Source organism: Nitrospiraceae bacterium (genome assembly GCA_035623075.1).
Lineage (GTDB): Bacteria > Nitrospirota > Nitrospiria > Nitrospirales > Nitrospiraceae > DASPUC01.
This window is the reverse complement of sequence record DASPUC010000024.1, coordinates 89,315-116,232: the sequence shown is the minus strand read 5'-3', so window position 1 is coordinate 116,232 and position 26,918 is coordinate 89,315. Positions and strand designations below refer to the sequence as shown.

Here is a 26,918-nt window from a genome sequence, read left to right as displayed (position 1 = left end):
ACTGAGGAAGCCGGAGGGGTAATAGGCCAACCTCCGGCTTTGTCGTTTAGAACGAGGGAAATGTGGATCGAATCGTGGAATGTGTTCCGAATTTTAGTGAGGGTCGGAATCTCACGACCGTCCATGCCCTCATGAATGCCGTGACGTCGGTTCCGGGAGTCTGGCTGTTGGACCATACCAAAGATCACGACCATCATCGAGCCGTGCTGACATTTGCCGGCGCACCCGACGCCGTGGCCGAAGCGGTGTTTCGCGCGATTCGCGTCGCAGCCGACCTCATCGATCTGCGGAAGCATCAGGGTGTGCATCCGCGAATCGGAGCCACCGACGTCGTGCCGTTCGTGCCGATTCAGGGAACGACCATGCAGGAATGCGTGGTGCTGGCCAAGCAAGTAGGGCAGCGGGTGGGCAGCGAACTCGACATCCCGGTATTTTTCTATGAGCAGGCTGCGACGCATCGCGATCATGCATCGTTGGAGTCGGTTCGGCGTGGCGGGCTCGATGGCTTGGCCTTTCGGATGCAGTCCGACCCAGACTGGGCGCCGGATTGTGGCCCGTCGCATCTGCACCCGACGGCAGGTGCTGTTGTGATCGGAGCCCGCCCTCCGCTCATTGCCTTCAACGTGAACCTCCGGACGACCGATCTCGACGTGGCGAAGTCGATCGCGTCGACGATCCGGCAATCGAACGGCGGCGTGTCTCACCTAAAAGCCATCGGCGTCCCGCTCGCGAGCAAGAAGATGGTGCAAGTGGCCATGAATCTCACCGATCACACCATCACATCCATGCTAACCGCCTTTGAGGCAGTCAGCGCCCAGGCGGAACAGCGAGGTGTGGAGGTGGTCGGCAGCGAGATCGTCGGCCTGGTCCCCCAAGCGGCGATGGTCCAAACCGCCAGTCAGTCGCTCCGGATCGAATGGTTTGATCCGAGCCAAGTGCTGGAGACTCGATTGGCTCTCGTCCTGTCGGGCAAGGGCTTAGGGCAGACGGAATCACCGGTGTCCGCCGAACTCGACGGTTCGACTCGATCGATTGCTTCGTTTGCCCAATCGGTGGCTGCCGCGACGCCGGTTCCGGCCGGAGGCAGCGTGGCAGCCGCAGTCGGCGCATTGGCTGCGTCCCTCGGCGTCATGGGCGCCAAGCTGAGCCAACAGTCTGGAGCCGAGCACCGGTTGCTCGCGATCAGCCAACGCTTACTGCATCTCGTCCAGGCGGACGGCGAAGCCTATCGACAATTCATGCGGGCGATGAAGCTGCCGGCGCAGGACCCGACCCGCCAGACCGCCATGTCCACTGGGCTGCACATGGCGACGGAGATTCCGCTGGAGAATGCGGAGTTGACGACCGAAGCCGGGGTCTTGCTCCATGCCTGCCGAAAGCACGCAAAGCAGAATGTTCAGTCCGATATCATGGTCGGGATTATCATGGCGATTGCCGCGACTCAAGCGGGACTCCACACAGTGACGGAAAACTTGAAAGCTCAGACAAATCAGCGCCTTAAATCCTCACTCCAGACTCGCGTGACGCGGGTGACACGCCGCCTTGAGGAACTCAAGAGGCTATGTTACACTCCGCTCCCGGGTCGGTCGGTCAGTCCGGGAAAATCTAGACAGGCATCGCCTGAGAAAGCACATAGACGACAAGCATGGAAATTAAGGTCTTCAATAACAACGTCGAAAAAGCGCTCAAAGTTGCGAAGAAAAAGCTCGCGGGGGAAGGGCTCTTCCGCGAACTGAAGCGACGGCGTTACTACGAGAAGCCGAGCGTCAGGAAAAAGGCCAAGCAGCGGGAAGCGCAACGGCGTCGTCAGAAGTGGTTGTCCAAGCGTAAACCCGAGTGATCCCCGCCTAGCAGGCTCGTTCGATTCATCTCCGCTCATCCGTTCGCTCTCCGTTCAGGTCCATGCGTCAAAAAGACATCCATGCCGCGCTGCGGATCGTGAGTCGTGAGATCCGGCGATGGCAGGAACCAGTCGTCGGTGTCGTCGCCCGCGAGTCGAATCGCGATCCCTTTCGCATTCTTATCTCCTGCCTCCTGAGTCTGCGGACCAAAGACAAGACGACCAGTGAGGCCAGCGGCCGGCTCTTCACATTGGCTGACACACCAACGACGCTAGTCAACGTGCCTCTCCGCCGGATCGAACGCGCGATCTTTCCAGTCGGATTTTATCGAACGAAGGCCAAGTCGATTCGCCAAATTTGCCGTCGTCTCCTGGATGTGTACGGCGGAGTCGTGCCCGACTCCATCGACGAGTTAGTCACACTCTCGGGAGTCGGTCGGAAAACGGCCAATCTGGTGGTGACCGTCGGCTACGGCAAACCCGGTATCTGCGTGGATATTCACGTCCATCGGATCTGTAATCGGTGGGGATATGTGAAGACGAAGACACCGGAGGAGACCGAACAGGCGTTGCGCAAGAAACTTCCAAAGCAATATTGGATCACGTTCAACGATCTGCTGGTGCCATACGGACAGAACCTCTGCCAGCCTGTCTCGCCCTTCTGCAGCCAGTGCAAGCTCGTCGAATATTGCGATCGAGTCGGGGTGATGAAATCGAGATAGGCAAGAGGCTAGAGGCGAGTGGCTAGGAGTGCATTGGAGAAGCTATCTTACCTCTCGCCTCTAGCCTCTGGCCGCGAATCAGATGAACAGTTTCGTCTCAGCGTCTGCCGTGAGGGAAATAATGGCGGGCAGGCCCATCACTTCGTCGACGTTCTTTTCGACCGCCTTGCTGTCAACCCCCATATATTCCAAACCGGCGCTGCAGGCGATCAAGCGAAACTTTCCCACGTGTTTCGCGTCCCGAAACATCTCGGAAATTGTCGGGACCTTTTTCTCTTTCAACAGCCGCGCGACTTCGTCCGCCGATACTGCGTACTCGGGCGGAAAATCGATCACATCGACCTTGCCTTCCGCAAACTTCTTGATCGTCCAGAACAGCAGCACGACGATGACGTCTTTGCCCATTGCAGCCGCTGTCAAGCCGAGTGTGGCGACTTGGTGCAGCTTGTCATAGGTCGCGTTGTGGGCGAAGAGCACGAACTTGGGGAGTGACGGCATCGGCTATTTCTTCTGCGCGCGGGTCTTCACGCTATTCACATAGTCATTGATGGCCTGATCGACTTCTCCAGAAGTGAGCTGGCGATCGTGTGTTTCGCTTTCGTCAACCAGATAGGTCTCTCCTTCTTTCTCCTGACGGACGACAACCGTGTTCTCCGGGGTCACCTCGACAAGCATGTACCATTCCTTCGCGCCCTGTGTAATCAAGACTTCCTTGCCCAGGCCCTTTTTGGTGATCGCAATCTCAAGCTCACCGGCGAGTGCAGGGCAGGTTGCGAGGAGCGTCATCCAAAGGACGGCGCTGGCAAGACGAATGACAGGCGAAGAGAGCAACATCGTTCGGTAATTATAGCCCGTCGAGAAATGGGCCGTAAACCGTGCTGTCACACGGCTGTTCGCTTGAGTGCCCCTAGGTCGCATGTTAGGATGCCGACCCCATGATGGACGGTCTCATCGAGAAGCTGCAAGCGATCATTCCGGTCAAGGTATTGGTCGGGCTGACGGTCGCGTCCGTGATCGGATTCATCGGCACCCTTATTGCCATCCCTCTCATTCTCGTCCGTCTTCCTCCTGATTATTTTGATACCCGCGTGCCGCGTCATTGGATGAAAGATCACCATCCTGTGCTGCGCATGATCGGGCTGGTCGTAAAAAACGCCGTCGGCGCCATCTTTTTCCTGGCGGGTTTTGCCATGCTGTTTCTGCCGGGCCAAGGCATCCTGACCATGCTGATCGGCATTTCGCTCATGAATTTTCCTGGAAAACAACGGCTGGAGGCAAAATTAATCGGCCAACCGAGTGTCTTGAGCGCGATCAACGCGATGCGAAACAAGTTCAATAAGCCACCGCTCATCATGTCACCGGATCCCTCGAATGATCGCACAACTGTCGGGGCGTGAGAAATCAGGTGCTGACTGCTGATAGCTCATCACTGTAGGCTGCATCTATGTCCGCTTCCTCAAAACCCAAGACGCTCTACCTGATCGACGGGAGCGCCTACATCTACCGTGCCTTTTTTGCCCTGCCGGCTCTGAACAATTCCAAAGGCCTCCAGACCAACGCGGTGTACGGGTTCACTACGATGCTGCTCAAGATTCTTCGCGAACGGCAACCGGACAGTCTCGTCGTCGCGTTTGATGAGAAAGGGCCGACGCTCCGCCACCAGGAATTCAAAGAGTACAAAGCCCAGCGGCCGCCTATGCCGGAGGGGATGAGCGCCCAAATCCCCTATATCCACCGTGTGGTCGAAGCGTTGAATATTCCCGCGGTTCGCCAAGCGGGGTATGAAGCGGATGATCTCATCGGCACGCTGGCACGCAAGGCGGAGCAGGCCGGGTACGACGTCGTCATCGTGACCGGCGACAAAGACATGTTTCAGCTCCTCACAAATCACGTTCGTATCTACGATCCCGTAAAAGACAAGTGGGTCAGTGAAGCCGAATGCCAAGAGCGATTCGGCGTCGAGCCGGCGCGGGTGGTGGAAGTCATGGGCTTGATGGGCGACAGCACCGACAACATTCCCGGGGTGAAGGGAATCGGTGAAAAGACGGCAATGAAACTCATCGCGCAGTTCGGCACGATCGACGAACTCCTGCGCCGCGTGGACGAAGTGACGCCGTCACGGACGAAAACGATGTTGAGGGAACAGGCGGACAACGCGCGGCTCAGCCGCAGGCTCGCCACGATCGATGTCGACAGCCCCGTGGAATTCGATGCAGCGGCACTCCACGTCAAACCGCCGCATACGGAGCAACTCACGGACCTCCTGCGCGAGTTGGAGTTCACGACGCTCCTCAAGTCGTTTCAGTCCGCCTCTGAACCAGCTCAGCAACAAGGCCTCAAGACGGAACTGATTCAGGATGAACCGTCCGCCAAACAATTCGTGCAGGGGTTGCCGCAAGACGGGGCCTTGGGTCTGTGCTGCCTCTGCTCCGGCGGACCTGGCGCACAGGCGACCGTGCAAGGCATCGCGCTTTCGGGAGGGGAAAAGACTGCGTTCGTTCCGCTCGACGTCCAGACATTGATGAGGCCCATTACGGCGCTCCTCCACGAGACATCGAGAACCAAGGTGGTGCATGACCTCAAAGCGACGTTGCTGGCCTTTCACCGGATCGGGCTGACGCTCGCTGGTCCCTACCTGGATACGATGGTGGCGGACTATCTGCTCAATCCCAATCGTCGCGACCATCAGCTCGAAACAATCGCGATGGAAGTACTGGGTCATCGCTTGAGCGCGGGGAAACAGGAACGAGCTACGCCGCAATCCCTCTTCGAAGAAGATCGTGGCTCGCGTGAGCAGGCGGCGGAAGCTGCATCGGTGCTGGCCAGGCTCGCCCCGGCCATGACGGAGCGACTCTCGGAGCAAGGCAGCCTAAAACTCTTTACCGAGGTTGAGATGCCGTTGATACTGGTCCTGGCTGAGATCGAGCGGAATGGGTTCCTGCTCGACGTGGAAGTCTTACACGCTCTCAGCAAGGAATTGGAGCGGGAACTCGACCGGATCATGGAGTCGATCGCGGGGTTGGCGGGAGGCGAGTTCAACATCAACTCACCCAAGCAACTCGCAACGGTGTTATTCGAGATGCTGGGGCTCAAGCCGCTGCGCAAAACCAAGACCGGCTACTCGACGGATGAAGACACGCTCACACAACTGGCGACCCAGCACGACCTGCCGGCGCAGATTCTGAATTACCGGAGCCTCAGCAAGCTCAAGTCTACCTATGTGGATGCGCTGCCTGAGTTGGTCAACCCTGAAACGAAGCGACTGCACACTTCGCTCAACCAAACCGTCGCGGCAACCGGCCGGCTCTCGTCGACCGAGCCCAATCTGCAAAACATCCCGGTGAAGGGAGATTATGGCCTGCGCATCCGCGAGGCCTTCATCGCACCGAAGGGCCATACATTGCTCTGCGCGGACTACAGTCAGATCGAGCCGCGCATCCTGGCGCACCTGTCGCAGGATCCGCGCCTGATTGACGTCTTCGAAAAAGGCGAAGACATCCACATGGCCACCGCAATGGAGATCTTCAGTGTTCCGTCGAGGCAGGTTACCAAAGAAATGCGGCGCGCGGCCAAAACGGTGGTCTTCGGAATCGTCTACGGGATCAGCCCGTTCGGACTCTCGCAAAACATCGGCGTGTCCCAGGCGGAAGCCAAGAAGTACATCGATACGTTCTTCGAACGATTTGCCTCGGTCCGCGCACTCATGGATCGGAACATCGCCGAGGGAAAGACGAAGGGCTACACGACGACGATTCTCGGCCGCCGCCGTCCGATTCCGGAATTACAGAGCGGCGATCCGGTGCAGCGCGGGTTCGGCGAGCGGATGGCGGTCAACAGCCCGATCCAGGGCTCCGCAGCGGATTTGATCAAGGTGTCGATGATCAACGTGAATCAGCGATTGCACCACGAACTGCCGCACACGAAGATGATTCTCCAGGTCCATGACGAATTGATTTTCGAAGTGCCGGAGAAGGAAGTGGAGGAAGCGAAGCAGTTGGTGAAGAATGAGATGGAGGCAACAGGCAAAAAACTGGGGCTCTCGGTGCCGCTGAAGGTCGATCTCGGCGTCGGGACAAATTGGAGAGTGGCTCATCCATAAATTGAACCTCCCTCGTCCCATCGGGGAGAGGGAAAGGGTGAGAGGAAAGGAGGAATATATGAGGAACGTACGTCTATACGCAGTTTGGACTACGGCTGGAGTAAGCCTACTAGTGGCTATAACAACTCTCTTTATGCAATGGCCTCCCATCCCGGCCAAGGCCCAAGAACCGAAACGGTTTCAGTACAAGATCGTGGAAGTATTACGGGACACGCAGAACATGCAGACGATCTTAAACGAATATGGAGCGAGTGGATGGGAGTTGGTGGTGGTGTCGATGGGGGACATGACGGAGCCAAGGTTGATCTTTAAGAAATAATTAGCTTGGGTGCGGCGGCCAGTTCATTGGGAGAAAAATATGAGGGATAACGGACAAGATAGCGGGCATGTGCCTGGCTCGATTCAGGCGATTGGACTGACAAGGCGCGGGTTCGTGGTCTCGACGCTGGCAGCCGGCTTCGCTCTGGCTGTACGACCGGTCTGGGCCGAGACGATCGTCACGGATTCGACAGGCCTGACGGCCGGTGAAGTGATGATCCCAACCGATGACGACAGTATTCCAGCCTACCGGGCCATGCCATCGCAAGGACGTTCGTTTCCGGTCGTGCTGGTCGTTCAGGAAATCTTCGGCGTCCACGAGCACATCAAAGACGTGTGTCGCCGGTTCGCCAGGTTGGGGTACTTGGCCGTCGCACCGGAGCTCTATGCGCGGCAGGGCGATGTCTCGAAGCTGTCTGATATCGACGAAATCCGCAAAGTCGTCGCCAAGGTATCAGATGCGCAAGTGATGGCAGATCTCGATGCAACTGTGGCATGGGTCAAGACATCCGGGGAGGGCAATATCGAGAAGCTCGGTATCACGGGATTTTGCTGGGGTGGGCGGATTGTCTGGCTCTATGCCGCTCACAGTGCCCAACTGAAGGCCGGCGTCGCCTGGTATGGACTGCTGGTCGGCAAGGCGAGCGAGCTCCAACCCAAGCACCCGATAGACGTAGCCGCCAGCCTGAAAACACCAGTCCTCGGTCTTTACGGCGGAAACGATCAAGGCATTCCGCTTGATACGGTAGAGCAAATGCAGCAGGCGCTGAAAGCAGCCGATAGTCCGTCTCAAATCATCGTCTATCCGGACACGCCGCACGCCTTCCACGCCGATTACCGACCGAGCTATCGAAAAGAGCAGGCGCAGGACGGATGGAACCGCCTGCAGGCTTGGTTTAAACAGTACGGCGCGGCGTAATGAGAACCTTCCTCATGGTTGTTCTCTTTTGATCTAGCAGGGACGGAAAAATCAAAGCGATGTAGCGTGCCAAAAGCTCCTTGACGCTGACTTTGTGTCACCCCTCGCATCGACTTCATCGTCCAGACTTTGTCCTGTACATGAGGCCGTTTGCTGATTGACCTCCCCTCCATCTTTACGAACGCATCACGGGCAGCAGCAGAAACAGCAGCAGGATAACCAGCACTAAGAGCACGATAAAAAGGCCGAGGCCTTCCGAGGTGATATTCCTTAGGATTGAAGTCAGGACATCCAGCAGGTATTGAAGTCGGCAGCGTGGTCGGATGCGCAGCCTTCACGGACCTGACCGAAGCGACGTGAACGCGTAGAAGACATTGGCAGTAGCCTAGCTCATAGCTAGTCTCGCAGTTCGCTCCACCATACGATGTCGGTGATGCGGCCAGAAAGGTTACAATCTGATTCGTTTGAGTTTCCGAAATGTCGTATGTTTGAGCCCTTATTGGTACCAACGTGGTGCCAAAACACTCTGACAGGCCATGACCCATGAAGATCTGAACCGTCATGAAACCTCCCCTTTGTTGATGATTGCTCGCTCTGGGTGTCTTGACGTAGGTCTTTGGCTGGACCCTTAATCAGCGGGAAGGGTGTTAGTCTAGCGTATTTTCTCTGCGCTGTTGAGTGCAGCCTGTTTTGGTGTCAAATTTGCGTAAGACATTGCTTTGTCATGAACCCTTCACGGAGGTGATGTGATGCCAAGAGAAGCGTCGTTGTATGAGAGTGCAGACGGGAGTGTTTTGAGGGGCTACCGGCTTCTTCAGCGAGGCGGGGCGAATATTCCGCCCATGTGGATTCAGCGGGCGTCCGAGTCACGCTGTCTGCTGCACAAGGATGTGGCACAGGCGCTTCGGCGCAAGAGCAAAGCAGGGCAGCGCATCCTCAAGGAATGGGAGCGGCGCTACAACAAGGAATGTTTCTATTACGGTTTGCGCGTGCTTCTCGAATTGGCGAGAAAAGGCAAGACGAAATTGACCAAAGCGCCTCGCCGCTAGGCTTTGTAAAGCGCGCGGACGATCTCCGTCGTGTTGAAGAGCATCGCATTCAGGCGGGTATACGCTGCATGGCCGTAGTAATGGTCACGCGGATTGGTGGAGCCGGTCGAATCCTTATAATCAACTAACAAACAACGACCTTCACTGGGGAATCGCACGGCGCGTCTCGCGCATTCCAGCCAACGCTCGAACCCGTCATAGGGTTCAACCAGTTCCCACACGGCTTTGCTCGCGGCTTTCGCCGCTTCGGTCATCGGCATGGCATCGCTTCCCGCTACGGCCAGTTCCTGCACGTAGTCGCCGCCCCAGGCGATCGGCATCTCCATTGTGATTTGAGGAAGTTCCATCTTTGAGAGCCAGATCTTGCCGTCGGTGCGTAGGTTGCGGTGATTCACGACATGCAGCAGTTTCCCGAGCCCCAACGGATCCCAGCCGTAGCGGACCGGAGTACCGAATGTGACTGCATCGAGTACGGCACCGTTCAGCAAAGACCCCGACGCCAACGACGACTCGATTTTCGTCAGAGAGGTCGTGACGTCTGTTAGTCCGATCTGCTTGGCATAGCCTGAAAGAAGTGCAAAGAGCTTCGGCCGGCCCACGATAGGGCTGGGACAAAGCAGATTAGACGCGAGCGCTATGACCAAGCCCGCTTGTCCGTGAGCTTCAACGAGAAGTCTGTCTCCAGTCGAGAATTTTTGACTCTCGCAAAGTTGCCGCAGGTCGTCCAAGAACCGGACAGCCGCCAATGCGCGTCCGAGATGATGGTGTTCAGACGACCAGAGGTATCGGATACAGGTGAGGGGCTTCGCCGCGCTCCTGTTGATTGCTTTCTGAAACTGCAAGACAGCGGCGTTTGTGAAATTGCCCGCGTCGCCGAGTTGATCGTCGAGCAGCTTCTTGGTCGCGTCATCGTTGGTCAGCGGAGGTTTTATTCCGCCGGGGAGTGGAGGGATACCATTACTGCCTTCGCGCATTGCGGCGAGCAGGGCATCGACGCCAGACACGCCACGCGAGTAGCCGCGCTTGAGTCCGCCGGCTTCGTCGAGCCGCTGCATCCCGAAGACGTCGGTGCCGATGATGGACCCGTGCAGGAAGACGATCGCTTTAACACCAGCCTGCGACAACTGCATGCCGCACTGCGCCATCGCCTCGGCCCAGGCAGGAGAGTCGGGCTGCATCCCCGTCGCCAGCTCGGCTGTAGCGAGCCGGTCACCAGGACTCTTCCGTGAGAGCTCATCGTGTTGAAAGTTGTTCTCGTTCGGCATGGGAGCAGGTACTTACCCGAAAGGGAGTGGGGAGTGCAACCTATGGGAAGTAGTGCAGAGGGCTCTTAGTGGAGGATTGTAGAAATCGGTTCGGGCTGGTCCGGGGCCGGCTTCGGCTGGATTTGACTCTTCGGCATGACAGCCGAGGCGCTGCAGGTGTTGTTTGCTTCATCGACCTGGCGATCGACGATCTTGACGCCCTGCAGATATTCCTGGACGATTTCTTCGCGAGTGAGTTCGATGTCCTGTTCGGATTCTTTCCCATCGGCCTGCTGCCGCACACGATCGACCATATGTTCCTTCACCATCACGCGGATCTGCTTTGCCAGATCCGTCCGAGCTGACAACTCCGACACCCGCTGGCAGACGTTCTTGCCCTTTGAGAGATCTCCCTGACCCTTGCCGATCAAGTATTGGTCGGGGGAGTAGTGGCTGCTGGTCTCGGCGATGGTCGCCCCCCCCTTTGCACCGACAGGCGCCTTCCCGCCTCGCTCGCTCTGTTTCATCTCCTGAAACGGCTGTTCGGCATGTTGGCGAACGGCCGGGGCTCCGTCCTCAGCTGATGTCGTGGCCGGCATCACACCAAGTATTCCTGTCATGCTGCAGCAGATGCTCACCAGTCGGATCACCCGGTTCATCGATTACCTCCTCCCCCCTCCATGCCCGCCGCCACCTCGACCGCCTCCCCAACCTCGTCCTCCTCCAAAGCCTCTGCCGCCACCGAAGGATCGAGGGCCGACATGGTAGGGCATGCGGGGTGCCTGATGCAGCAAGGGTGGATGAAGTTGGTTGATCGTCGGAGGCAACCGTCGGGCAATTGGAGGCAGCCCGGCCTGTGCCTGCCCTCCGGATGTGGACGGTGGTTGCAGAAACTGCTGCAATGCCTGCCCCGAGCGAGAGCTTGGTGGGACAGTCTGCTGCGGTGTCGACGGAGCCCCGTTTTGTGACGGTGGCACCAATGGATTTAACTGACGCACATCGGTGAGGTTACGCGGACCTGACGGGATCGGAGCAGTGGGTAGCTGACTCGTGATTGGTTGGTTCCCGATGTGCGGGGGAGTCGTCTGAGTCGTGTGCGAGATTTCATTCAACGTATGCGGCACTGGTCCCGTTGTGGGCGGTGGAGTCAAGACCGGAGCCGGCGCAATCACTGATGATGGTTGTTGCGCAGTGATAACTTGCTGAGCGACCGGAACATGCGGACTCGTCGGGTACAGGGTGCGCGCGACATTCAACAGCGCCTGCGTCTGTGCTAAACCCATCCCCGGGTAGGGATACACAACCGGTGACACGACCACCCAGTCCGTCCAGGCTTGGGCAACCATGGCGTCTGATTGTGCACGATTCAGCAGGTCTTGGCGTTCTTGGGAAGCCTGCTGAACCTGTTCAGCCGAGGTGGCCCGCTCCAGTGCTTGATTGGCGGCGGCCAGCTGACCCTGCAGTTGGTCCATCTCCTGCCGAAGAGCCACAAGCTGATGGCGTGCATCTTCGTTTTCCCGCAGTGCGACGATGGCCTGGGCCACTTCTTCCGTATCAACCTGTGTCACAAGATCGACCTTGATCACGATCGTGTCTCCATCAAGCGTGGTGTTCACTCGTTGATCCAGGACGAGCACGAGCCCAGCTGTGTAAGTGCGGATTTCATCTTTCGTTACATCCATTCCCTCCACCACCGTAACACTTTCCAGGTAGGTGGCAACCTGCTCCAGTGCATTCCGCTTCGCCGCTTCAGTGGCCAGTCGGATCGCGTCTTCTCTCGTATCCCGGTCGCCCATGCGGTGTTCGCCCTGAGCGTTGACGACCCGGACTTCCGCGACCGCCGGGGATGAGAGAGCAGGGAGAAAGGGGGCCATGGTCAATACAGCGAAGACCCCACATGTCACGATGGGCCGATAGGCGGGGACGGGTATCAGATCTATCGGGGAACGAGGCATCACCAGTTCCTTCCATGATAGAACTGACGCACCAGAGCGTCTTTCGTTGACTTCCAAGGACACGAATAATCTCAGCATAGCATCAGCGTTGTCCGGGCGCCAGGGCCTGCTGGCGGGCCTGGGTCGCCTTGCCTTGGCGGAAAATAGCGTGTTAAGGTACAAATTCTTTTCTGGGGCCAGGACATCGTTGTGAATCCTCCATCACGATATGCTCAGTGGCGAATGGCGGCTATCCTCCCGGTGTTGCTTGTCTTTTTGTGCCCAGGCACCTCGCTCAATGTCGCCCTCGCAGTTGCCCCGGCCTCTCATGAGACCTCCACGACGAGCCCGGCCGACTACGTCATGCTGTTCGTGCTCGAAGGGTTCGGACAGGATTCTCTCAAGGGCGGCACCATGCCGACGATGAGTCGTCTGATCAAGCAGGGGGCTGTGACATGGTCGGCCACGGGAGTCAAACCGGCGTTGCGACTCCCGACCATGGTGTCGTTGATCACCGGAATGCCGGTCGATAAGCACGGAGTTTCCTGGAACACCTTCGACTTCAGCCGAGGCTATCCACGGGCTCCCAGCGTCTTTGATTACCTCGATTTGAGCGGCGGGCGCGACAGCGCCATCTTTTTGATGGACGAATCTCTGTATCAGATCGCCCGACCGGAACCCTACACCGATTATCAAATGTGTGGCCCCTTGAAGCCGGAGTGCAATCCGGACCGGATCGTCTCCTACATCCGAGCCTATTTCAAGAAAGCCGCGAGCGGCGAAGGATACGGTCACGCGATCCAATCGCTCCCGCACTTTCTCATCGTGCATCTGCCCGAGGCGGGACGAGTGGGTGTTGCCCATGGGTGGGGATCCAAGGAATACCGACAAGCCTTGAAGACCGTGGACAATGCCATGGCGTCGGTGTTGGATATTTACAAAGAACAGGGCATGCTGAAACGCACGACGGTGTTTGTGACCTCCTTGAGCGCGGAAGGCAAAGACGCCGGCGGAGAACAGGCTGACGGCACGGTTCCACTGCTTCCCTGGATTGCTTCAGGCATAGGGATCAAGCATGGGTATGCGATTCACCAACCGGTTTCGATTTTGGATACAGGGGCTACGGTGATGCGGACGTTGGGGCTGGAGACCCATACGGAGTGGGAAAGTCATGCCATTGAAGAAATCTTTCAAACAGCCTCTGCGGCTCCAATCTCGCCATCTACAAAACAGTAATGCGTCATGCAATGCCTTATTGACGAGCATGTGATGCGATGGGTCGTACCGGGAATCGGACTTCTCCTGACTACAATGATGGGTCCTTCGGCGATTGCCGGTCCGCCGGCAGCCTACCTGCAGGAACATGTCATCACAATCGATGCGACAGTTCTGGAGCCACCCACGTGGTGGCAGGTTCCCGGCGTCACTCCCTCCATTTACGCCTCGGATCCTGAATCGTTGGATGCCTACAAGACGACGGAAGCCCGTGCCCTCAAGCTCAAACCGGGGAAATACAAGTTCGTCAGCTTTACGTTTGATTTTCCATTCGGAGTGAATTTGGAGGGGAAAGTAGAGTATGCCGCCTCCCTCGACCAATGTGTCGGTGGACGCGGAACACAGACGTTGACGATTCGCTGCTCGCGGACCTACCCGCATGGCGGGCAACGAGACTATCAATACTGAGTGGAGAACGTGACGATGACACACACGCTCGACGATTTACTGGAAGCGTTGGAAGACGTCGATGATGCCACCCGCGAGGAAGCAGCAAAGACGTTGGCTGAGCTCGGCGATCCGAAGAGTCTCGAGGCACTGGTCAGCGCCTGTAGCGATGACTATTGGTCGGTGCGGGCCCATGCCGGATTAGGTGTGGCCAAGATCGGTGGACCCAAGGCCTTGGAGGCCGTGATCGCGTTGTTCAACGATCCGATCATGGAAGTTCGCAACCAAGCCGTCGACGCCGCCGTCAGGATGGAGCCTGCGGTCCTCGATCGCATGATCGCAGTGATGAAAGACGACCGGTGGCGAGTCCGGGAACATGCGGCAAAGACGTGCGGCGAACTCAAGGACCGGAAGGCCGTTGAGGCATTAATCGTCGCCTGCCGTGATCGTGATGGAGCGGTGAAGAGCGCGGCGGCTGAGGCCCTAGGCAAGATCGGTGATTCCGCCGCTGTGCCGGCCTTGATCAAACTCTTCCGTGATTCATCCAAGATTGTGCGCGAGACGGCCGGCACGGCCCTCGTCTATATCGGCCAGGCGTCGGTGGATCCGCTGATCGAGACATTGAAAGACAAAGACTTCGTCGTGCGATGTCACGCGGCGCGAGCCCTTGGCGGGATGACGACTGACTATCAAATCGGCCGCACATGGGTGCGCGAACCGAGGGTGGTCGATGCGCTCATTGCGATGCTCAAAGATCCGGATCGTGCTGTTCGGGAAGACGCGACGATTGCGTTGGGGCAAATCGGCGATCCGCGAGCGATTGATGCGCTCATCGAAGCCATGAAAGACGGCGCGGTCAAACGGCATGCGATCGCCTCGCTGGGCATGATCGGCGATGCTCGTGCGTTGCCGCCCGTGCTCAATGCGTTAAAAGGGAAGGGGATCAGGCAGGATGGCACGCCGACGCCCGGGTGCATCGTCAGCGAGGATGCGTTCATCAAGGAAGCGGCGGCGACGGCGCTCGGTCAATTCCGCGATCCGCGAGTGATTCCCGACTTGATCATGCTGTTGAAAGATGGTGTCTTGCGAGAAAAAGCGGCGGCGGCTCTGGCAGTCATCGGTGATGCGGCGATTGAGCCGTTGATCTCGTTTCTCTACGATCCCAAAGCCTCGGAGATCGGTGCGGAAGGTGAGCGAGTCCTCTCCTATGCCTCGGTCCGTTTAACGGCCAAGGATGCGTTGAGACAGTTGGTCCTTGAAACACTGGAGAAACTCGGGTGGACTCTGCCGCCGGAGGATTACACGGCAGACTCCAGCCAGGCCGACAATCTCCGTGTCGATCGCCCGCTGGGCGAGACCGGTCGCTTTGGTCCGTCAGGCGATTTGGCTCGATGATACTCTCGCCGGGAAGCAGTCAGCCATCACCTGTCGGCAAGAATCATCTCGTGACGGCTGTGATCTTTTCCTTGTCCGCGGCTGACGGCTGAAAGCCAACGACTACTTTCGGACCGCGACGCCGTGATTGTCCGCCGTTTCTTTCCCGTCCTTCATGTTGGTGATCGCCGCCTGCCCTTTGTAATAACCGACTTTTCCGCCGGCATCCACATGCACGACGCCAATCCCCGGGATAGTTCCTTTTGCGTTGTTAACGGTCTTGTCATTACCGGTCAACGGGGTGGGACCACGGAAGCCGACGAAGACATACTGGCCGTCGGGTGACACATCCATCAAATCAGGCGCCGGGTCCTTGTTGGCATCCGTTACCAAATCGACGGAGTTGACACTCAAGTTGGTAAGCGTGTCGATAATCTCGATATCGTTTCCCGCGCGATCCGCGCTCCACACATACCTGCCGACCGCAACCATGCCATGGGAATCGGCGAACTTCTGATCGCGCTGCGACACCAATTTTGCTGAGACAGACTTCGGCAAGTCCGACAGATCCAACGCATAGACGTCGTAGGAGAGCGGTGCAATCGGCCAGCCTCCGCCGGAGTTGATGTACATCGTGCTATCGACTTGGACTCCGCCGCATCCGGCTGGATGGATCTGGTTATTGTCCAAGGTTGCGACCACCTTCATGGGCGTGCTCGTGACGTCCACGACGAGCAAGCCGCCGCCCCGAAGCGTGATGAACGCATACTTGCTGGATGCCTCGGTGATCGGACAAATGGGCGCGGTATCCGGTCGCTCACCGCTTTCCAACAAGGCCAGATTCATCACATCCTTCTCAGCATCGAAGGTAAACTTATGTGCTGCATAGTCTGTCCAGATGCGGATGAACTTTTTTTCAGCGATGTTGGCTGCGATGGTCATCTTCTGATCGGGCGTCGGCCAGGCCGCATGGACGTTCTTTCCCATGGAGAGGCAGGCTTCAGGCTTCTTGGTGGCTGCGTCCATGAAGAGCACGTGCCCGCTGAGGAACGAGACGATGGCATGGGACTGATCCTTGGTGAAGAACAGCATGTGGGGACGACGGACGGCTTTCTTGGTTGCCTCTTCACAAAGCTTGTTGACGTCCCCGGCTAAATCGATCGTCACGGTCGGTTTTGCCGTTGTCGGATTGGCCGCCAGTTGGGCCCCGTCATAGACATACAGTAAGCCTCCGATTTCTTTCCCCGTGTCTGATTGATCTGTTAGCCAGACCTCATAGGCCCCTGCTGAAGTCCCGAACGGGACGAGGCACCCGATTAGGAGGAGCACGATCGTCAGGACATTTCTATTCAGAACGAAATTCGTCGTAATCATCGGGACCTCCATTACAAGAAAGTTTGTAGGGGTTGCGTTATCTGACAGCGGGTTATCATCAGGGAGCCAGTGAATTGGGAACGTGATGGTAGCGAGGGGGTACAGGGGCTGTCAATTGAATGAATGGCTCAAAATCTCCGCGATGAGTCATCGACAGCCCTTCCGTTGACCCCTGGAAAATGGCTGTGTTAGGGTACTCGATCCGACATTTGGAGGACCATGGGAGACGCGGTTGCCGAACAGATTGCGGCGCTCCAGGATGAGGACTGGGCGATCCGGGAGGATGCCGCGACCGCACTCGGTGCCCTTCGCGATCCCCGGGCCGTGGGACCGCTGGTCACGCTCCTGCGCGATTCCGACCGGGCAGTACGCGAGGCGGCAATCGGCGCTCTAACAGTTCTGGGCGAGTCGGCGGTGACAGCCCTGGCGAACTGTCTCAACGATCGTGACCTGTCTATCCAGGAAGCGGCATCAGCGGCCTTGGCTGTCATTGCCGATGCGCGCGTGGCGGCTCCGTTAATCACGGCACTCAACAGCCCTGACTGGATCGTTCGCATGCATGCGGCGAAGGCCCTGGGACGCATCAAACCCCTCGAATCTATTGAACCATTGATTCCGTTACTCCAAGATAAGGTCAAGGCGGTTCGCGAGGAGGCGTCTGCAGCGCTGGCGGCGATCGGCGATGCTGCGATCCCCTCTCTCTTGAATGCGCTGACTCATTCCGAGTGGCTTGTGCGGCTCCATGCCGTGGAAGCCTTGGGGAAGACACGATCAGCGTCGGCAGTCGAACCGTTATTATCGGCACTTTTCAACGATCGCGATGCAGCTATCCGCGAAGACGCAGTCCGCGCGCTTGGTCAGATCGGGGATGCCAGAGCTGTCGATTTTTTGTTTGTGGTCATCAAAGAGCCGGGCTTGCGGCCGCTCGCCGTGGAATCTCTCGGGCAGATCGGCGATCGACGCGCAGTTCCGGTCCTGATCAATGTGCTGAACGGCGTCGATCGACCGGAAGTTTCCCGGGCAGTCGATGGCTGTGGAGATCATTGGGATGAAGAAATGGTCGCCAAGGGTGCAGCAGCCCGAGCATTAGGCGTGATAGGGGATGAAGCAGCAGTGCCGACACTGCTCGATGCCATGCGTCATACGGTCACTCGCGCGGATGCGGCTGCGGCACTGGTGCGATTCGGCAATGTCGTGATCGCACCGTTGCTGACGATGTTAGCGCAGGAAGCGGATGACAATCTTCGGTACCACGTCAAGGACACGTTGACAAAGGTGGGCTGGCGGCCTGGTCGTGTCTGAGCTGGATCGGCCAGAGGGACGAAGCGAAAAGGTCCAGGTGAGAAAACTGATTTTCGCTCTTGTTCCCTCGCCCTGTGCTTCGCGCCGGAGCGAATGCTATGTCGAAAGAAAGCATCGAGACGCTGGTCGGCGAGTTGGTCCATGAAGAAGACTGGCGGCGGATGCGGGCCACAGCTGCCTGCTTGTCTGGTGGGCCGCGGGCGGTCCACGCTCTCGTGCATGCGGTGGAAACAGGTGTTCCAGCCCTGAAGGTAGAGGCGGCCGCCATGTTGGCGCGCGTGAAGGATCCGCAGGCCGGGGTGCCGTTGGTCAAGTTACTCCGCGAAACCGACGAACAGGTTCAGCGAGCCGGTGCGTCGGCATTGGAGCAAATGGCGGGAGTGTTGGACCGAGACACTGCGTCGGCACTGGTGTCCTTGTTGTATGAAGCAAAGGACGAGCGGGTGCGGACGGTGACCTCACAGTTATTAGGAGCGATTCCCAATGCGGTCCCCTCACTGTGTGAGATGCTGAAACACCACGACCCGGAGGCGCAGGTCTTGGCGGCCACGATGCTCGAACAACTCCTCGATCCCCGTTCCGCGGATGCGTTCATCGACGCGATGGGACAGCTGGCGGTGCGCGAGACGGCCGTGCGCACGCTCAAGAAATTGGGAGCCATTCGCGAATGTATCGATCAACGGTTCAACGCTCTGCGCGATGTCGAAGGAGCCAGCGAACGGGAGGAAGCCCGCATGGCGACGGTGATCGAGCTCCTCAACATCGGTCGGCCCAGCGTCGAAATTTTGATCGAGTATCTTGAAGACGACGATTGGCTGGTGCGCGAAGCGGCGGCTGATTTGCTGGGGAAAATCGGCGACGTCCGCGCCGTCGGTCCTCTGATGAAACGGCTGGAAGTCGACAAGGATACCGGGGTTAAAGAATTAGCCTTAAAGTCGCTGGGACTGATCGGGGATGCTCGGCCGGCTGAATTATACATTGAGGCGATTCCCATCCGTCCGCTCCGGGTCTATGCCATGGAGGCGCTCGCGAAGGTGAAGGATGTGGATGTTCTCCGCCCGCATCGGGACCTCTTCGAACGGCTGAGGACCGACCGTGACGGTTTGGTGGCGTATAATGCCGGCTTGATTGCCGATAAACTCGCAGCCCTCGACGGAGAGCAGACGGCGAGTCAGGAAGGATCGCACCACGATGAATGACGAGACCCGGGCGGATCGCATCGAACAGTTGATTTCGGCCTTGCGCGACGACAACGAGGCACTCCGCGACCATGCCATTGCCAGTCTCGGACAAATCGGTGAGGAAGCTGTGCCTCAGCTCATCGGCCTGATGGCGGACGAGGATATGTTGATTCGAGAAGCGGCGACGAGTGCCGTCGTCCGAATCGGGCCTTCGGTAGTCGATCCATTGATCGAGGCCCTCACAGATGACGAATGGGCCGTTCGTGAACAAGCGGCATCGGGACTAGGAAAGCTCAAGGACCCGCGTGGGGTGGATCCGTTGGTTGTGGCGCTGAGGGATAAAGACGGAGCGGTGAGGACCGCCGCTGTGTGGGCGCTCGAGCGGATCGGCGACTCCCGTGCCGTACCGGGGTTGATCGAGGCCCTGACCGACAGTACATTACGTGAGGATGTCGCGAGGGTGCTGAAAAAAATCGGTGACACGAGGGCGGTGGACGCGTTAATCGACGGCTTGATGGGTAACAATTGGATGGTGCGGCGGCATGCAGCAGAGGCATTGGGTAAGATTGGCGATCAACGGGGGATCCCGCCGTTGATCGAATCGCTCAAGGACGAGGACTGGCTGGTGCGTCGAAACGCGGCGGAGTCGCTTGCGCGATTGGGCGCGAAGCAGGCGATCGATCCATTGCTTCCGTTGCTAGAAGACGAAAACACGATGGTGCAGGAGACGGTCGAAGGGGTGTTGGCAAGTTTGGGGTGGAAAGCAAAGTAATCATCTCTTTTTGGACGTAAAGGAACCACATCATGGCGGACGAAGCTCCAGCGAAACTCATTCAAATTGGTCCCAAGGGGGGCCTCAAGAAGGACGGATTCAACTTGGTGACGGAACGGGTTGTGGCCGTCAATCCTGAGGCGAAGCAACTCGAGGTCGAACTGTTGGCCTACGACGGGAAAACCGTTCTGTTGGATGTCGCTGAAGAAGCGCTTGAAGATCTGAAACAGATCAAAGTGGGAGATGGTGCGACGATCCGCGTCGTGGAGGAAGGCGGGCGCCGGATTGCAAAAAGCTTCAAGATCCGTGCGAAGGACCCCAACGCCGCCAAGGCCGACGCCATGCTGTTGGATCTCAAGGATCCCCATTGGCTCAATCGGAAATATGCGGCGGAAATCCTTGGTGAACTCAAAGAAACGCGCGCCGTAGAACCGTTGGTCGAGGCGTTGACGGATGATGTGGGCGACGTCCGGCAGCGGGCCTACGATTCCTTGATCAAGATCGGTGGTTCAGCAGTCCCGTCTCTCGTACCACTGTTGGTGTCAGAGGAAGATGAACTGCGACAATCTGTCACCGAAATTATCCGGAAAATCGGAAAGCCCGCGGTCGAACCCCTCGCCACCGCTCTTGCCGAAGCCGACGATCGGCTGAAAACGCGGATCATGAAAGTATTGGATCGAATGGGGTACAAACCAAAGCCGAAGGATGAGGTAAAGGCGGAAATTCCGAGACTGACCTAATGCTCGGTCAAAGAGGTGAGGGAGGCGTCGAAGGATTCTTGCTGGGTCGTCCTACCGAGACGTGGAGGAACCCAAAGGCTGCAACTTTGGTTGGTTCGTACACATTCCGAAGATCGAACAGTACCGGCTTCCTCACGAGAGCCTTCAGTCGCTCGAAATCCAAGTTTCTGAACTGGTTCCATTCCGTCATCAGAATCAACGCATCGCTTCCTTCAGCTGCGTGGTACGCGTCCCGACAGGGCACGAGACCGTTCACGGTACGAGTCGCCTCCTCGAGGGCGACCGGGTCATAGGCGCGAATCGCAGCTCCTTGCTTTATGAGGATCTGTGCGATCGCGAGCGCGGGGGCTTCGCGCAGGTCATTCGTGTTTGGTTTAAAGGACAGACCCAGGAGGGCAAAGGTCTTTCCTTTCAGGGTCCCGACCGTTTCCCGGATTTTCTCCACCATCCGCTGCCGCTGCTCGTTATTGACCTGCGACGCAGCTTTCGCGATCAGCGCGGAGTAGCCGAGCCGTTCTCCAGTTTGGATCAGAGCGGCGAGATCTTTCGGGAAGCACGATCCACCGAAGCCGGGACCGGCATGCAGAAATTTGGATCCGATGCGGTGGTCCAGCCCCATCCCCTTGGCGACCATCTGCACATCTGCCCCGACCCGTTCGCACAGCGTCGCAATTTCATTGATGAACGAAATCTTCGTCGCCAGGAAGGCGTTTGACGCATACTTAATGATTTCTGCGGTCGGAATGTCCGTGACGACGAATGGGGTCTCGATCAAATAGAGGGGCCGGTAGAGGTCCTTTAAAATGGCCACGGCCTGCTCGCTCTCTGCCCCAATGACCACCCGATTCGGTCGCATGAAGTCTTCAATAGCCGACCCTTCACGGAGGAATTCGGGATTTGACACGATATCGAATTGAAATTTGCCAGACTGACTTGCGGTAATGACCTTCCGCAAGGTCTCTCCCGTACCGACCGGTACGGTCGATTTGGTCACGATGACCTTATATCCCGTCATGTTCTTGGCAATGCCGCGGCCCACTTCTTCCACATAGGAGAGATCGGCCGATCCGTCGCCTCGCGGGGGAGTGCCGACTGCGATGAAAATGACGAGCGCCTTTTCGACAGCTTTTGCGACGTCTGTGGTAAAGCTCAGTCGTCCTTCCTTGATGCCTTTCGCGACCAAGTCCGTCAACCCGGGCTCATAAAATGGAACATGCCCTTTTTCGAGTTTGCCGATCCGTTTGGCATTGGTGTCCATGCAGGTGGCATTGACACCAAACTCGGCAAAACAGGCCCCTGTGACGAGCCCTACGTATCCCGTTCCGATGACGCTAATATGCATACAAATGAAATTCCTATCGGGCCTTGACCAACTTGGCGGCAGTATAGCAACCGCCCACCGATCCGGCAATGAAGTTATCGAAGCGCTCAAGCCAACCGTAGGGGCCGGTGTTTCGTTGACAGGATGAAGAATGCTTGAGTACTATGCCTTCCTCATTCATTCGAGAAGAGTGTCATGCCCATCCACAGTGGAACCATCCAACGGCCCCTCGCAATGTTGATGCAGCGAGTGTTGCAGACGATCAGTCCAGACGCCAGTCTGTTGGAGGCGGCGCAGCTCATGCGCGAAGCCAAAGTCGGGGCCCTGCTGGTACAGGACCATGGAGACTATTGCGGGATCGTGAGTGAATCGGATTTGGTCCGCCGGTGTATGGCGGAATCGAAACTTGCGCATGAGACATTGGTTCACATGGTTATGAGCCGACCCCTCATCACGATCGACATTGCTCGATCCGCACATGATGCCAGTGATCTGATGGCGGAACATGGGATTCGCCATCTTGCCATCACAGAGGACGGTCAAGTGAGCGGCATTCTCTCCGTGCGGGATCTCCTTCGCTATTTCAAGAATTGGGGCGGCCTGTGATCGAGCAGTCCGAATTCCCGCGTGCTCGAGTGCCTGTGGTCGTCTCGCCTTTTGTTCCTGCTCTATGACTGCCCAAACAGCTTCTGCTCCTATCCCCCGCTGGTTCCTTCTGGCGACCGCGTTGATGACCGGCGCGGTTGTTATGGCATTGGAGATATTGGGCAGCCGACTCTTGGCACCCGTCTTTGGAAACTCGCTGTTTGTGTGGGGAGCCCTCATCGGGGTCATCCTTGCGGCGATGAGCAGCGGGTATGCGTTCGGCGGTTGGATGTCAGACCGTCATCCCGGGGGCCAAGTTCTCGCCTGGTTATTGCTGTTCTCGGGAACGTGGACCTTTCTTATTGCGTGGGTCGGTCAGCCGGTATTGTTCAAAGTGGCAGGGGCAATTGACGATCCGCGATGGGGACCCTGTGTCGCAGCCTCTGTTCTATTGGCGCCACCGGCATTTGGATTGAGCGGGGTGCTGCCGGCCATGTTGAGGATTGCCATCTCCGATCTCAATTATCTCGGCCGTCACACGGGTCGTATGATTGCTCTCTCCACAGTGGGAAGTCTTCTCGGCACGTGGGGAACTGCGTTCTATCTGCTTTCATGGATCGGCAGCCACGCGCTGGTGGCTTGGCTTGGAGCGGTCCAATTCGGGCTCGGTCTCTCGTGGCTTTTGAAAACGACATCGGCTCGACCCCGGATGAGACTGACCCTGGTTGCATGCGCGACAGGCCTGGTGGCTGGTGCGCTGCATCCCATGCAGGTGTTGAAGACCCCCCTCTACCAAGAAGACAGTCCTTATCAGCAGGTTCGGATTCGCGACGACGACCTGTTTCGCTATCTGGTGCTGGACCGGACTTTCCACGCGGTCATGTGGAAGGCGGATCCGGTTACCTTGTTTCTTCCCTACAGTCAACTGATGGTAGCCTCATTGGCCTGGGTCCCTGATGCGAAACGGGGGCTTATCCTTGGTCATGGTGGCGGATCCTTGGCGAAATGGCTCGCGCACAAATGGCCCCAGCTTGAATTGGACGTGGTGGAGTTTGATCCCACTGTGGTGCGCATGGCCGAGACGTTTTTTTCGTACCAGGCTCCGCCGGAGCACCACGTCTACGTGAAGGATGCGAGAGCGTTCTTACAGGCTACCGACCGAACTTACGACCTGATCTGGGTGGACGCCTTTGCACGCCACATGGTTCCGTTCCATCTCACAACCGTGGAATTTTTTGCCGAGCTGCGAAGCCATCTCGCGCCGGATGGAATCGTGGCGGTGAATCTTGCCTCGTTGGGGGAAGGCGGAGATCTCTTACGAGCCAGCGCGGTCGTACAGACGATGAGTCGGTCCTTCGCTCAGATCGAATCGTATGCCGTCAAGGGACCCTGGAAGTCGGCGCAGACTCGGGCAGAGAATCTGATCTTTTTTGCTGGTGCGCCCCTCGAGAGACAAGACTTCGCCGAACTCGCGAACAAAGTGGGGGCGTTCGTCGAGCAGGATCGACTCCCACCAGAAGCTCTCGCGCTCTTGAACACTCACCGTACGCACCCGTGGCCTTCTGGCGTGGTACTCACCGACGACTATGCGCCTTTCGATCTATTAATGGGGTCTGGGACTCTCGATCCCCAGCCCGAACCGACGCTAGTCAGGTAAGTTATTGAAAATGCATAGTGGGACTTGTTGATAATTCAGGGACGGTAGCAGATCCTCATTCGGGCTACTATCTCGAATAACCGTCTTGCTTCCATTTTGATCGCTGTGCTATAAGAGTCCCCTCTTTGTAGAAGGATTTGTACGAGTTCATGAGGCAGAGAAGTCAGCAAGACGGTCATGGTCACTCAAGCGTGGCGGTAGTCATTCACCAACCTAATCACATCTCTTCTTCTTCTTAAGGAGGTAGGTCATGGGCAAGACGATAGCATTGGTCTTCTTCGGCCTGGTTATGGTTCTCGCTGCAGCCTCGGGGGCGTATGCCCACCAGGCGGGCGGTGTGGAGGTTGGCGATCTGGAAACCGGTTCGGTCGTCGGCCAACCGTTCAAAGAATTGGATGTGGATGCTGAGTTGTATGCGATCGAGATCGGCAATATGAAAACATGGTACCCGCCTATGACAACGATTGACTTCAAAGTCCGTCCAGGTCGTCCTGTTGTCATCAAGGTCACCAATAACTCAACTGGTGAGCACGGCTTCCTGTTGACAGCCGATGAGACGCAAGCAGCTCCTACCGTACTGAAGGCCCAACTCGTGTTGAAGCCGGGGGAGACCAAGTATGTTGGTATTCCGACCAGCGACTTGTTCTATGCCACGCAGGGCAACACGTTGAGATATCGCTGCCACCTGCATCCCGCTCACGTTGGTGGCAAGTTACTCATGCTGAAGTAGGCATTCGCGACCGGCGAAAATGAAGACCGCCCCCTCCGCTGTCCAGCGGAGGGGGCGGTGTCATTTCGGGAGCAAATATGAGAGCGAGAGGGGAGAGACTCAGGCCTCTTCGTCAGTTCGACAGTCGGCCCCTGGCTCAAGCGGAACATTTTGACTGCCTTTGATCTCTCCCGCGACAATCAGGAGTAAGAAACGGCTTAACGTCGGTTCTGTGTTTCGCCGCTCTTTCACGATCGTGTGCACGTCAACGATCATCTCATCTCCGTCCCACTGGGTTTCGTTGATCACCCAATAATGGCTGGCCGCATCAGGGAACTGCCGGACGACGAACTTTTCGATGATGGTCCCGATGTCGCCGGTACTGGCCGAAGCCAGCGCTGGGAGGGTGAGGAGCCAAGCAAGGGCTCCAACGAGGATCCATCGATGCCGCATGGTGTCACCTCCATACGAGCGGTGAGCAATGCGTGAAGGCCCCGAAGAAAACGGGAGCCGGGTGGTTCAGCAGAAATAACCTCCAATTCAATCTTACAGGGAGGACGACGAGAAAGCTACCAAAAGACCGAATTGGATGGTAGGGAGATCAAAATACGAGAGCCCTGCCTCTCACCAAAGAAGCAGGGCTCTCATCGCTGATCTATGACAGAGTTAGTTCCGCACTCCGCTCCAGACCTTCGCAGGATCAATATTCTTGTCCGGATTGAGCTTCTTTGCTTTCTCGAGCAGGACATCCGTTGTTTCCGCGTATGCGGGGTCTGAAATGCAACAATTGTCGACTGGGCAGACGGCAGCGCATTGCGGTTCGTCAAAGTGACCGACGCATTCGGTGCAGCGGTCGTGGGTAATAACATAAATATTGTCGCCAACTCCCTGGCCATCGCCGACGTGGTTCCCCTTTCCCTCTGCATCGCTGCGAGTTTCGAAGATTGCCTCGTTCGGACATTCGGGTAGGCAGGCTCCACAGGAAATGCATTCATCGGTAATCAGCAGTGCCATGACCCTCGCCTCCTTCTCACCACAATGGGACGAACACGGTTGACAAGACCGCCTCGCCACGACCATAGTGCGTGACTCGACGCAGGCGTCATTCTAGTCCGCCGTTCTTTTCTAAGTCAACAGAACTGGCCTCGCACAGAAGGCCTAGATCCCCTGATATCATGGGCCTTTGGGCCCAGAAATGCACTGAGAGGCGGGGCAGTTTTTATAATATAGTGGTAGCCATGCAAACAGGGGATCGTGAACAGAAAAAGAAGCGGATCGTCACACTCATTTTACTCGCGATCCTCCTCATGAGTGTCTCCCTCTTCCTGGTCGACCGGAAGGAGTCGAGTGTTATCATCGTCACGTTCCCGAACGGCAAGGAACTGGAAACGGAAGTGGCGGATACACCGGAGAAGCTGCTGTTCGGTCTCGCTTTTCGAGAGACATTGCCACCTAACAGCGGAATGCTTTATATCTTCGAGTCAACCGGCCCCCATCGAATCACGACGAAGGGGTACCGATTTCCCGTCGACGTTATGTGGGTTGATGAGAGTCATCAGATTGTGCGGATGATGGAGACGGTTCCTCCCTGTGAACGTGATCCGTGCCCCTGGTATGGAGACTCGCCGGATCCGGTCCGCTACGTTCTCCAAACCGAAGCGGGTTTCATTAAACAGGCCGGTATTACGACCGGAATGGAGTTGAAATACACCCTTCGAATGTAGCCAGGACTGTGCCAAGCAGACGAAAAGGGAGCGTGTACTTCGTGACAGATGGATTTCAGGCAGTCGCGCGGGTGGAGGATATTCCTCCCGGGCAGTCGAAGGTCGTGACGGTGAATAATCGAGCGATTGCCGTGTTCAATGTCGACGGGCAGTACCACGCAATCTACAATGTGTGTCCGCACGAAGGAGGCCCATTGAATGAGGGGCGACTGAAAGGGTTCATTGTCTCATGCCCCTGGCACGATTTGGCCTTCGACGTTCGGAACGGTCGAGGAATCGATGGCGGCGGGTATTGTATCGGGAGTTACGAGGTTCGAGTCGAAGGCGCAGAGATTTTTATCGGTCCACGCCGCAAGGTGTAGCGTGCACGAAGTTCCGTCGCGTTCAAGAGT

General features: G+C 57.4%; 29 protein-coding genes. 20 read left to right on the top strand and 9 right to left on the bottom strand.

Translation table 11 applies throughout. The features are described 5' to 3' along the window. Positions 1–62 precede the first annotated feature (62 nt). From ftcD to nth, 3 genes are all read left to right on the top strand, one after another. Positions 63–1,736 carry a glutamate formimidoyltransferase gene (ftcD, locus tag VEI50_07180; GenBank protein HXX74895.1) on the top strand — a complete coding sequence of 558 codons (1,674 nt, stop codon included), beginning with the start codon at positions 63–65 and terminating at the stop codon, positions 1,734–1,736. After that, positions 1,646–1,840 carry a 30S ribosomal protein S21 gene (rpsU, locus tag VEI50_07175; protein HXX74894.1) on the top strand — a complete coding sequence of 65 codons (195 nt, stop codon included), beginning with the start codon at positions 1,646–1,648 and terminating at the stop codon, positions 1,838–1,840. The genes ftcD and rpsU overlap by 91 nt, the downstream gene beginning before the upstream one ends. Before the next feature lie 62 nt (positions 1,841–1,902). Next, positions 1,903–2,562, top strand: a complete 660-nt coding sequence (gene nth, locus VEI50_07170; protein HXX74893.1) for an endonuclease III — start codon at positions 1,903–1,905, stop codon at positions 2,560–2,562. Positions 2,563–2,640: 78 nt separating this feature from the next. On the opposite strand, the gene VEI50_07165 is transcribed toward nth, so the two are convergent. Further along, on the bottom strand, positions 2,641–3,060 hold the full coding sequence (locus VEI50_07165; GenBank protein HXX74892.1) for a hypothetical protein: 420 nt from the start codon (positions 3,058–3,060) through the stop codon (positions 2,641–2,643). Between the two features lie 3 nt (positions 3,061–3,063). Further along, a complete protein-coding gene (locus VEI50_07160; protein HXX74891.1) occupies positions 3,064–3,480 on the bottom strand; it encodes a hypothetical protein in 417 nt (138 codons plus the stop codon). Positions 3,481–3,497: 17 nt separating this feature from the next. On the opposite strand from VEI50_07160, the gene VEI50_07155 reads away from it, so the two are divergent. The 5 genes from VEI50_07155 to VEI50_07135 all read left to right on the top strand — a co-directional run bounded on the left by VEI50_07155 (position 3,498) and on the right by VEI50_07135 (position 8,947). Then, positions 3,498–3,959 carry a PGPGW domain-containing protein gene (locus tag VEI50_07155; protein ID HXX74890.1) on the top strand — a complete coding sequence of 154 codons (462 nt, stop codon included), beginning with the start codon at positions 3,498–3,500 and terminating at the stop codon, positions 3,957–3,959. A 47-nt stretch (positions 3,960–4,006) separates the two neighbouring features. Continuing rightward, positions 4,007–6,661 (top strand): DNA polymerase I, encoded by a 2,655-nt coding sequence (gene polA, locus VEI50_07150; GenBank protein HXX74889.1) that lies wholly within the window; start codon positions 4,007–4,009, stop codon positions 6,659–6,661. A gap of 112 nt (positions 6,662–6,773) precedes the next feature. Continuing rightward, positions 6,774–6,980 carry a DUF4177 domain-containing protein gene (locus VEI50_07145; protein HXX74888.1) on the top strand — a complete coding sequence of 69 codons (207 nt, stop codon included), beginning with the start codon at positions 6,774–6,776 and terminating at the stop codon, positions 6,978–6,980. Between the two features lie 39 nt (positions 6,981–7,019). Next, the gene (locus tag VEI50_07140) at positions 7,020–7,898 is read left to right on the top strand and encodes a dienelactone hydrolase family protein (GenBank protein ID HXX74887.1); all 879 of its coding nucleotides are present in this window, start codon (positions 7,020–7,022) and stop codon (positions 7,896–7,898) included. A 749-nt stretch (positions 7,899–8,647) separates the two neighbouring features. Continuing rightward, entirely contained in the window at positions 8,648–8,947 is a 300-nt protein-coding gene (locus VEI50_07135; protein ID HXX74886.1) for a hypothetical protein, read from the top strand. Here VEI50_07135 and VEI50_07130 read toward each other — a convergent pair. The 3 genes from VEI50_07130 to VEI50_07120 all read right to left on the bottom strand — a co-directional run bounded on the left by VEI50_07130 (position 8,944) and on the right by VEI50_07120 (position 12,146). Continuing rightward, a complete protein-coding gene (locus VEI50_07130) occupies positions 8,944–10,212 on the bottom strand; it encodes a hypothetical protein (protein ID HXX74885.1) in 1,269 nt (422 codons plus the stop codon). The genes VEI50_07135 and VEI50_07130 overlap by 4 nt on opposite strands. 65 nt (positions 10,213–10,277) lie before the next feature. Then, complete coding sequence (locus tag VEI50_07125; protein HXX74884.1) at positions 10,278–10,850, bottom strand: LPP20 family lipoprotein; 573 nt, start codon at positions 10,848–10,850, stop codon at positions 10,278–10,280. A gap of 3 nt (positions 10,851–10,853) precedes the next feature. Further along, positions 10,854–12,146 carry a hypothetical protein gene (locus VEI50_07120; protein HXX74883.1) on the bottom strand — a complete coding sequence of 431 codons (1,293 nt, stop codon included), beginning with the start codon at positions 12,144–12,146 and terminating at the stop codon, positions 10,854–10,856. A 222-nt stretch (positions 12,147–12,368) separates the two neighbouring features. Between VEI50_07120 and VEI50_07115 the strand changes: the two genes are divergently transcribed. Genes VEI50_07115 through VEI50_07105 form a run of 3 tightly spaced genes read left to right on the top strand, consistent with a single transcriptional unit; the run spans position 12,369 to position 15,182 of the window. Next, on the top strand, positions 12,369–13,361 hold the full coding sequence (locus VEI50_07115; protein HXX74882.1) for an alkaline phosphatase family protein: 993 nt from the start codon (positions 12,369–12,371) through the stop codon (positions 13,359–13,361). Between the two features lie 6 nt (positions 13,362–13,367). After that, a complete protein-coding gene (locus VEI50_07110; protein HXX74881.1) occupies positions 13,368–13,808 on the top strand; it encodes a hypothetical protein in 441 nt (146 codons plus the stop codon). Between the two features lie 15 nt (positions 13,809–13,823). Next, complete coding sequence (locus VEI50_07105; GenBank protein ID HXX74880.1) at positions 13,824–15,182, top strand: HEAT repeat domain-containing protein; 1,359 nt, start codon at positions 13,824–13,826, stop codon at positions 15,180–15,182. 102 nt (positions 15,183–15,284) lie between these two features. Here VEI50_07105 and VEI50_07100 read toward each other — a convergent pair whose 3' ends face one another. Further along, positions 15,285–16,535 carry a hypothetical protein gene (locus VEI50_07100; protein HXX74879.1) on the bottom strand — a complete coding sequence of 417 codons (1,251 nt, stop codon included), beginning with the start codon at positions 16,533–16,535 and terminating at the stop codon, positions 15,285–15,287. A gap of 219 nt (positions 16,536–16,754) precedes the next feature. On the opposite strand from VEI50_07100, the gene VEI50_07095 reads away from it, so the two are divergent. The 4 genes from VEI50_07095 to VEI50_07080 all read left to right on the top strand — a co-directional run bounded on the left by VEI50_07095 (position 16,755) and on the right by VEI50_07080 (position 20,530). Continuing rightward, a complete protein-coding gene (locus VEI50_07095) occupies positions 16,755–17,837 on the top strand; it encodes a HEAT repeat domain-containing protein (protein ID HXX74878.1) in 1,083 nt (360 codons plus the stop codon). 98 nt (positions 17,838–17,935) lie between these two features. Beyond that, on the top strand, positions 17,936–19,036 hold the full coding sequence (locus VEI50_07090; GenBank protein ID HXX74877.1) for a HEAT repeat domain-containing protein: 1,101 nt from the start codon (positions 17,936–17,938) through the stop codon (positions 19,034–19,036). Then, complete coding sequence (locus VEI50_07085; protein ID HXX74876.1) at positions 19,029–19,790, top strand: HEAT repeat domain-containing protein; 762 nt, start codon at positions 19,029–19,031, stop codon at positions 19,788–19,790. The genes VEI50_07090 and VEI50_07085 overlap by 8 nt, the downstream gene beginning before the upstream one ends. 32 nt (positions 19,791–19,822) lie before the next feature. Continuing rightward, on the top strand, positions 19,823–20,530 hold the full coding sequence (locus VEI50_07080; protein ID HXX74875.1) for a HEAT repeat domain-containing protein: 708 nt from the start codon (positions 19,823–19,825) through the stop codon (positions 20,528–20,530). A 7-nt stretch (positions 20,531–20,537) separates the two neighbouring features. Here the strand turns inward: VEI50_07080 and VEI50_07075 are convergent, their stop codons facing one another. Further along, the gene (locus VEI50_07075; protein ID HXX74874.1) at positions 20,538–21,872 is read right to left on the bottom strand and encodes a UDP-glucose/GDP-mannose dehydrogenase family protein; all 1,335 of its coding nucleotides are present in this window, start codon (positions 21,870–21,872) and stop codon (positions 20,538–20,540) included. Positions 21,873–22,046: 174 nt separating this feature from the next. Here VEI50_07075 and VEI50_07070 point away from each other — a divergent pair, with 174 nt between their 5' ends. The 3 genes from VEI50_07070 to VEI50_07060 all read left to right on the top strand — a co-directional run bounded on the left by VEI50_07070 (position 22,047) and on the right by VEI50_07060 (position 24,823). Continuing rightward, positions 22,047–22,457 carry a CBS domain-containing protein gene (locus tag VEI50_07070; protein ID HXX74873.1) on the top strand — a complete coding sequence of 137 codons (411 nt, stop codon included), beginning with the start codon at positions 22,047–22,049 and terminating at the stop codon, positions 22,455–22,457. 64 nt (positions 22,458–22,521) lie between these two features. After that, on the top strand, positions 22,522–24,093 hold the full coding sequence (locus VEI50_07065) for a fused MFS/spermidine synthase (protein HXX74872.1): 1,572 nt from the start codon (positions 22,522–22,524) through the stop codon (positions 24,091–24,093). 250 nt (positions 24,094–24,343) lie between these two features. Further along, positions 24,344–24,823 (top strand): hypothetical protein, encoded by a 480-nt coding sequence (locus VEI50_07060; GenBank protein ID HXX74871.1) that lies wholly within the window; start codon positions 24,344–24,346, stop codon positions 24,821–24,823. Positions 24,824–24,922: 99 nt separating this feature from the next. On the opposite strand, the gene VEI50_07055 is transcribed toward VEI50_07060, so the two are convergent. After that, positions 24,923–25,255: a hypothetical protein gene (locus VEI50_07055; GenBank protein HXX74870.1), complete on the bottom strand. Its 333-nt coding sequence runs from the start codon at positions 25,253–25,255 to the stop codon at positions 24,923–24,925. A gap of 213 nt (positions 25,256–25,468) precedes the next feature. Beyond that, the gene (locus VEI50_07050; protein HXX74869.1) at positions 25,469–25,816 is read right to left on the bottom strand and encodes a 4Fe-4S dicluster domain-containing protein; all 348 of its coding nucleotides are present in this window, start codon (positions 25,814–25,816) and stop codon (positions 25,469–25,471) included. Between the two features lie 224 nt (positions 25,817–26,040). Here VEI50_07050 and VEI50_07045 point away from each other — a divergent pair, with 224 nt between their 5' ends. Together VEI50_07045 and VEI50_07040 are read left to right on the top strand one after the other, a co-directional pair. Beyond that, positions 26,041–26,526, top strand: a complete 486-nt coding sequence (locus tag VEI50_07045; GenBank protein HXX74868.1) for a DUF192 domain-containing protein — start codon at positions 26,041–26,043, stop codon at positions 26,524–26,526. 8 nt (positions 26,527–26,534) lie between these two features. Further along, positions 26,535–26,888 (top strand): Rieske 2Fe-2S domain-containing protein, encoded by a 354-nt coding sequence (locus VEI50_07040; GenBank protein HXX74867.1) that lies wholly within the window; start codon positions 26,535–26,537, stop codon positions 26,886–26,888. Positions 26,889–26,918 lie beyond the last annotated feature (30 nt).

Bases quoted from the DNA above. Each gene is read 5' to 3' on its own strand.
- VEI50_07115 (HXX74882.1), top strand. From the start codon at position 12,369: ATGGCGGCTATCCTCCCGGTGTTGCTTGTCTTTTTGTGCCCAGGCACC.
- VEI50_07120 (HXX74883.1), bottom strand. From the start codon at position 12,146: ATGCCTCGTTCCCCGATAGATCTGATACCCGTCCCCGCCTATCGGCCC.
- VEI50_07085 (HXX74876.1), top strand. From the start codon at position 19,029: ATGAATGACGAGACCCGGGCGGATCGCATCGAACAGTTGATTTCGGCC.
- VEI50_07105 (HXX74880.1), top strand. From the start codon at position 13,824: ATGACACACACGCTCGACGATTTACTGGAAGCGTTGGAAGACGTCGAT.
- VEI50_07165 (HXX74892.1), bottom strand. From the start codon at position 3,060: ATGCCGTCACTCCCCAAGTTCGTGCTCTTCGCCCACAACGCGACCTAT.
- VEI50_07090 (HXX74877.1), top strand. From the start codon at position 17,936: ATGTCGAAAGAAAGCATCGAGACGCTGGTCGGCGAGTTGGTCCATGAA.
- VEI50_07135 (HXX74886.1), top strand. From the start codon at position 8,648: ATGCCAAGAGAAGCGTCGTTGTATGAGAGTGCAGACGGGAGTGTTTTG.
- VEI50_07060 (HXX74871.1), top strand. From the start codon at position 24,344: ATGGGCAAGACGATAGCATTGGTCTTCTTCGGCCTGGTTATGGTTCTC.
- VEI50_07100 (HXX74879.1), bottom strand. From the start codon at position 16,535: ATGATTACGACGAATTTCGTTCTGAATAGAAATGTCCTGACGATCGTG.
- VEI50_07065 (HXX74872.1), top strand. From the start codon at position 22,522: ATGACTGCCCAAACAGCTTCTGCTCCTATCCCCCGCTGGTTCCTTCTG.
- VEI50_07125 (HXX74884.1), bottom strand. From the start codon at position 10,850: ATGAACCGGGTGATCCGACTGGTGAGCATCTGCTGCAGCATGACAGGA.
- nth (HXX74893.1), top strand. From the start codon at position 1,903: ATGCGTCAAAAAGACATCCATGCCGCGCTGCGGATCGTGAGTCGTGAG.
- VEI50_07050 (HXX74869.1), bottom strand. From the start codon at position 25,816: ATGGCACTGCTGATTACCGATGAATGCATTTCCTGTGGAGCCTGCCTA.
- VEI50_07080 (HXX74875.1), top strand. From the start codon at position 19,823: ATGGCGGACGAAGCTCCAGCGAAACTCATTCAAATTGGTCCCAAGGGG.
- rpsU (HXX74894.1), top strand. From the start codon at position 1,646: ATGGAAATTAAGGTCTTCAATAACAACGTCGAAAAAGCGCTCAAAGTT.
- VEI50_07070 (HXX74873.1), top strand. From the start codon at position 22,047: ATGCCCATCCACAGTGGAACCATCCAACGGCCCCTCGCAATGTTGATG.
- VEI50_07055 (HXX74870.1), bottom strand. From the start codon at position 25,255: ATGCGGCATCGATGGATCCTCGTTGGAGCCCTTGCTTGGCTCCTCACC.
- VEI50_07155 (HXX74890.1), top strand. From the start codon at position 3,498: ATGATGGACGGTCTCATCGAGAAGCTGCAAGCGATCATTCCGGTCAAG.
- VEI50_07095 (HXX74878.1), top strand. From the start codon at position 16,755: ATGGGAGACGCGGTTGCCGAACAGATTGCGGCGCTCCAGGATGAGGAC.
- VEI50_07045 (HXX74868.1), top strand. From the start codon at position 26,041: ATGCAAACAGGGGATCGTGAACAGAAAAAGAAGCGGATCGTCACACTC.
- VEI50_07130 (HXX74885.1), bottom strand. From the start codon at position 10,212: ATGCCGAACGAGAACAACTTTCAACACGATGAGCTCTCACGGAAGAGT.
- polA (HXX74889.1), top strand. From the start codon at position 4,007: ATGTCCGCTTCCTCAAAACCCAAGACGCTCTACCTGATCGACGGGAGC.
- VEI50_07140 (HXX74887.1), top strand. From the start codon at position 7,020: ATGAGGGATAACGGACAAGATAGCGGGCATGTGCCTGGCTCGATTCAG.
- VEI50_07110 (HXX74881.1), top strand. From the start codon at position 13,368: ATGCAATGCCTTATTGACGAGCATGTGATGCGATGGGTCGTACCGGGA.
- VEI50_07160 (HXX74891.1), bottom strand. From the start codon at position 3,480: ATGCGACCTAGGGGCACTCAAGCGAACAGCCGTGTGACAGCACGGTTT.
- VEI50_07075 (HXX74874.1), bottom strand. From the start codon at position 21,872: ATGCATATTAGCGTCATCGGAACGGGATACGTAGGGCTCGTCACAGGG.